Origin of the sequence: Mesorhizobium sp. M7A.F.Ca.US.007.01.2.1 (genome assembly GCF_003998165.1) — a bacterium.
In the GTDB taxonomy this organism is placed as follows: Bacteria; Pseudomonadota; Alphaproteobacteria; order Rhizobiales; family Rhizobiaceae; genus Mesorhizobium; species Mesorhizobium ciceri.
In genome coordinates this window covers 1-5,287 of sequence record NZ_RZQP01000331.1, presented here as the reverse complement: position 1 = coordinate 5,287, position 5,287 = coordinate 1, and the positions used below count along the sequence as shown (strand labels likewise).

Below are 5,287 nucleotides of genomic sequence, written 5' to 3'. Positions count from 1 at the left end.
TCGTCGGCCAGACCAAGGACAGGCTGGCGACGATCGAGGCAATTCGAATTGTCGAGACCGCGATCCGCGATCCGTTCGACCATTGGCTGGCCGACAATCCGCAGGAAGCCTCGAAGCTGCTCGAATGGGTGATCGCACGCGCCGACGAGCGGGTGCGCCGGCGCCAGGAAAAAGAGGTGTCGCGCAAAAGCGCGGTGCGCAAGCTGCGGCTGCCGGGCAAGCTCGCCGACTGCACGCAGAATGCCGCGGCCGGTGCAGAACTGTTCATCGTCGAAGGCGACTCGGCCGGCGGCTCGGCCAAGCAGGCGCGCGACCGCGCCAGCCAGGCCGTGCTGCCATTGCGCGGCAAAATCCTCAACGTCGCCAGCGCCGGCAACGATAAGCTGGCGGCCAACCAACAGATTTCAGACCTGATCCAGGCGCTCGGCTGCGGTACGCGTTCGAAGTACCGCGATGAGGATCTGCGCTACGACCGCGTGATCATCATGACCGACGCCGATGTCGACGGCGCCCATATCGCCTCGCTGCTGATCACCTTCTTCTATCAGGAGATGCCGGCGCTGGTGCGTGGCGGCCATCTCTATCTCGCCGTGCCGCCGCTTTACTCGATCAGGCAAGGCGGCAAGGTCGCCTATGCCCGAGACGACGCCCACAAGGACGAGCTCCTGCGCACCGAATTCACCGGGCGCGGCAAGGTGGAACTGGGCCGCTTCAAGGGTCTGGGCGAGATGATGGCCGCCCAGCTCAAGGAAACCACCATGGATCCGAGGAAGCGAACGCTGCTCAGGATCGATGTAATCGACGCCGAGACGGCGACCAAGGACGCCGTCGATGCGTTGATGGGCACGAAGCCGGAGGCCCGCTTCCGCTTCATCCAGGAACGCGCCGAATTCGCCGAGACGGAAGTGCTGGATATCTAGCCGCCAGCCGGTCCATAACAAGGCTCCAGTTGCGGAGACGAGCATGTGACCAGGACGCGGCTGAAAGGCTATTTCGAGACGAGTTTAGCCGGGTTGACGCAGCCGACGCGCTCCGACTGGATCTTTGCCTTGCGCACCGTTTCAGCCGGCTTGATCGCGCTGCTGGCAGCCTATGCGCTGAAGCTCGACCATCCGCAATGGGCCATGATGACGGTGTTCATCGTCGCCCAGCCGGTTGCCGGCATGGTGCTGGCGAAGGGCTTCTACCGGCTGCTCGGCACGCTGGTCGGCGGCATCGCCGCGATCGGCATCACCACCGTTTTCGGCACCAACCCCTGGGTGCTGGTGACTGTGCTTGCCGTCTGGATCGGCATCTGCACCTTCGTCTCGTCGCTGCTGCGCAATCCGGAAGCCTATGGCGCCGCCCTGGCCGGCTACACCGCAATGATCATCGGCCTGCCCGCTTTCGGACAGCCGCACCTCGTCGTCGACCTCGCTGTCGCGCGCTGTGCCGAGATCGTGCTCGGCATCGTCTGCGCCGGCCTGACCAGCCGGCTGATCCTGCCAAAACTGGCCAGCGACGCCATCGTCTCGCGCCTGAAACGCTGCATCCTCGATCTTGCCACCTATGCCGGCGGTGCGTTCTCCGGCGGCGACCCGGCAACGCTGTCCGCGCTGCACCGAAAGCTGGTCACGGATACCCAGACGCTCGGCGAGATGCGCGCCTATGCCAGGCTCGAGGCGCCGAGCTTCGCGCCGCGCGCGCATCCGGTCCGGCGCACCATCGGACAACTGCTCTCGGCGTTGTCGGCGGCACGTGCGTTGCATTCGCATGCCGCTCCGAAGAATGCGGCGCTCATTCCGGTGCGTTCGGAGTTGCAGGCCCTTGTCGGTGAAATGGCCGCGAAGCCCGGCGCGCTGGACGACACCACGCCTTGGGTGGCGCGGCTCGACACCATCTCGGCCAAGGCCCGGCAAATGCCCGATGCCTCGACCGACCAGGGCGACGACAGGGTCGGCACGATCACCCGCCTGACCATTGCCGCCGATTTCGCCGATGCGCTCAAGCAGGTGCTGCGCGGCCTCGATGCCCTGCGTGCGCCTGCCACGCGCCCGGCCAGGGGCAGCAGGCAGCCTGCGCTGGTGGTGCATCGCGATTACGCCGGCGCATCGCGCAACGCGGTGCGCGCTGCCCTTGCGACGCTGCTGGTCGCGGCCTTCTGGTTGACGACGAAATGGTCGGAAGCCGCCGGCACGGTCATTCTCGTTGCCGTCGTGTCGAGCCTGTTTGCTGCTCGCCCCGACCCAGTGCAGGTCGCCTGGGGTTTCTTCAAGGGAACGCTTCTGGCGCTGCCGTTTGCCTTTCTCGTCGGCCAGATCGCATTGCCTGCCCTGCCCGGCTTCGGCTGGTTCATGCTGTTTGTCGTGCCGATCCTGGTGCCGACGGCGCTGGCCATGGCCAATCCACGTTATGTCGGCGTGGCGACGGCTTTCGCCATCAACTTTCTCGCCTTCCTCAGTCCACACCAGGCGATGACCTACGATCCCGGACCCTTCTTCGCCGGTTCGGCGTCGATCCTGGTCGGCATCCTGCTGGCGATCGGTGTCTTCATCGTCGTGCTGCCGGCCGATCCTTGGCTCGCGGCCAACCGCATCGTGCGCGCCATGCGTGAGGATCTGGCGCGGCTTTGCCTGCATGAGCGGGTGCCGAGGCGGTCGGCCTTCGAGAGCCTCGCCTACGACCGCATCAACCAATTGATGCCGCTGGTGCAGAATGCCGGTCAGAAAGGCGATGCGGTTCTGGGCGGCGGCGTCGCCGCCGTCACCGTCGGCCTGGAGGTCCTTCGGCTGCGCGATGCGAGCCAAAGCCATGCCATCCCATCCGAGACCGCGCTTTCGATCGCCAACTTCCTGAGAGGGCTGGCGCGCGAACTGCTCTTCCGCGCCCCCGGCGATCCGCAGACATCAACCGTCACCGTCGCCCGGCAATATGCGGCGAGCATTGCGCAGCGAAACGGTACCGGGGAATTGCTGCAGATCGCGGCATCGCTGCGCATCATCGCCGCCGCGATGGAGGATTTTCCGGATTTTTTTGCCAGGGATAGGGGCTAGGCGGCCGCTATCGCCAGCGCGTGGCCGCGCGCGTTCTCGCGCAGCGCGTCGAGATGGATCGATTTGACCAAGGCGGCGAGATCACCCTCGGCGGATTGACCGCCCGCTTCCTTGAGCATCAGCCAGCTGACCTCCTGCACACCGGCGACGCGCTTGCCGTTGGCGACCTCGCGCCAGATCTTCAGCGCACGCAGGATGATGGCGTGCGTGGCGCCGGCGAGCCCGGCGCTGCGGAACAATGCCTGCAAAGCCACGTCGTGCCCGCCGGCCAGCAGCGCCCTAACCCTTTGTTCGGACTGCTGGCTGAGCGCAACCAGTGCCGAGCCGAAGAAATCGACCTTGCCATGCGCGATGGTGCGGATGAGGAAGCTCGCGGTGAGGTCGCCACGCAGCCTGAGATGCTCGATCAGGGCCGCATGTTCTTCCGTGCGCGTGCCTTCGATCAGCGTCACCGAAGCCTTGACGCAGGCGTCGCGCATGACGCGGTCGGCTCGCGCCGCGCCCATCATCGCCATCACCAGTGGCGACGTTTTCAGCATTTCGCCAAGCTTGACGAGCAGCATATGCCGGCAGTCGGCCGGCAGCCTGACATCCGATATCAGCGCCTCGCGCACCAGCGGCAGGTGCCCATGCCGTTCGGCCATGCGGCGGAAGCTGAGCGAGGCGATGTCGGCGCCGCTGTTGGCGAGCAGCACGGCGCAGGCGTCCGCCTCGCCGATCTCGGCGATGGCCGCTGACAGCGCCATCGAGACGAGCGGCCGGTCTGCGATCAGTTTTTGCGTCGCCTTCGGACTCGAAGCCACGCGGTTGATCAGGTCGGCGTCGGTGAGCAGCGGCGAGCGCGCCAGCACCACGCCGGCGACTTCCGGCTGGTCGGAGGCCAGCGCGCTGATGATCTGCATTGGCGCGTGTTGGCTCATCGACAGCGCCTCGGCCATCGCCAGCCGCACCTTTGACGAGGCATCGTCGAGCAACAGTGTCAGCGCCGCCTCTGCGGCGCAGCGGTCCTCGAAGGGCAATTCGGAATTGATGTAGGCTCGGGCCAGAGCGCTCGCCGCCGCGGCGCGCTCCGACACCTTGGCCGTGTAGATCCATTTCAGGAAATGCGAAACAACAACCATGCCCGCCTGCTTACGCCCCTTGCCGGAAGGTTCCGACCCCACTGACGACCGTAGGCAGAATTGGTTTACGAACCGTTCACCATGTTCATTAACTGGCTTGCGAGGCTGATTTGCAGCGCCTATCAACCGTCAAGCACCTGAGGAGAAAGAAATGGCCGGACTTTATCTCGAAGAGTTCGTCGTCGGCCATGTCTTCCAGCACACGCTGCGCAAGACCGTTACCGAAAGCGACAACATGCTGTTTTCGGTGATGACGCTGAACCCGCAGCCGCTGCACATCGACTTCGATTTCGCCGCCAGAAGCGAATGGGGCAAGCCGCTGGTCAATTCGCTGTTCACGCTCGGGCTGATGATCGGCATTTCGGTCAATGACATCACCGTCGGCACCACGGTGGCCAATCTCGGCATGAAGGAAACCGTGTTTCCACATCCGGTCTTCCATGGCGATACCGTTCGCGTCGAGACGACAGTCATCTCGGTGCGCGAGTCCAGGTCGAAGCCCGATCGCGGCATCGTCGAATTCGAGCATCGCGCCTACAACCAGCATGGCGATCTCGTCGCCAAATGCACCAGGCAAGCGATGATGCTGAAGAAGGCGGCCTGATCATGCGCTCGCTGCTGTTCGTCCCCGGTGATTCCGAGAGGAAGCTGGAAAGGGGTTTTGGTGCCGGCGCCGACGTGGTCATCGTCGACCTCGAGGATTCCGTGGCGCCGCACAACAAGGCGCTGGCGCGCGGCGTAGCGGCGCGCTTCATCCTGGAACGCAGGGCACAAACGACTTCCGCCATCTATGTCAGGGTCAATGACCTCGCGACCGGGCTGACGGATAACGATCTGGCGGCGCTGGTTCCGGCGAAACCCGACGGCATCATGCTGCCCAAGTCGAACGGCGGCCAGGATGTGCAGCACCTGTCGGCAAAACTCAGGGTGCGCGAGGCCGAAAACGGCCTGGCCGACGGCGCGATCAAGATCCTGCCGATCATCACCGAAACGCCGGCAGGCGTGCTGGCGGCGGCAACCTATGCCGGGACCAGCGCGCGGCTTGCCGGGCTCACCTGGGGCGCGGAAGACCTGTCGGCGGCGCTCGGCGCGCGCAGCGCCCGCGACGAGCATGGCCGCTACACGGACGTGTTC

5 protein-coding genes are annotated in these 5,287 nt (G+C 65.2%); 4 read left to right on the top strand and 1 reads right to left on the bottom strand.

Annotated features, from left to right (window positions below; genetic code table 11):
• Positions 1 to 920 (top strand): toprim domain-containing protein (locus tag EN949_RS32725; protein ID WP_245472568.1); only part of this gene is annotated, 920 nt, incomplete at its 5' end.
• A gap of 45 nt (positions 921 to 965) precedes the next feature.
• Positions 966 to 3,032, top strand: coding sequence for an FUSC family protein (locus EN949_RS32720; RefSeq protein ID WP_127371912.1), 2,067 nt, complete (start codon positions 966 to 968; stop codon positions 3,030 to 3,032).
• On the opposite strand, the gene EN949_RS32715 is transcribed toward EN949_RS32720, so the two are convergent.
• On the bottom strand, positions 3,029 to 4,153 hold the full coding sequence (locus tag EN949_RS32715; protein WP_027162574.1) for a DUF2336 domain-containing protein: 1,125 nt from the start codon (positions 4,151 to 4,153) through the stop codon (positions 3,029 to 3,031). The two genes, EN949_RS32720 and EN949_RS32715, sit on opposite strands and share 4 nt — an antisense overlap.
• A 151-nt stretch (positions 4,154 to 4,304) precedes the next feature.
• Here EN949_RS32715 and EN949_RS32710 point away from each other — a divergent pair, with 151 nt between their 5' ends.
• On the top strand, positions 4,305 to 4,757 hold the full coding sequence (locus EN949_RS32710; protein ID WP_024505350.1) for a MaoC family dehydratase: 453 nt from the start codon (positions 4,305 to 4,307) through the stop codon (positions 4,755 to 4,757).
• 2 nt (positions 4,758 to 4,759) lie between these two features.
• Positions 4,760 to 5,287: aldolase/citrate lyase family protein (locus tag EN949_RS32705; RefSeq protein WP_245472566.1), on the top strand; the 528-nt coding region annotated here is incomplete at its 3' end.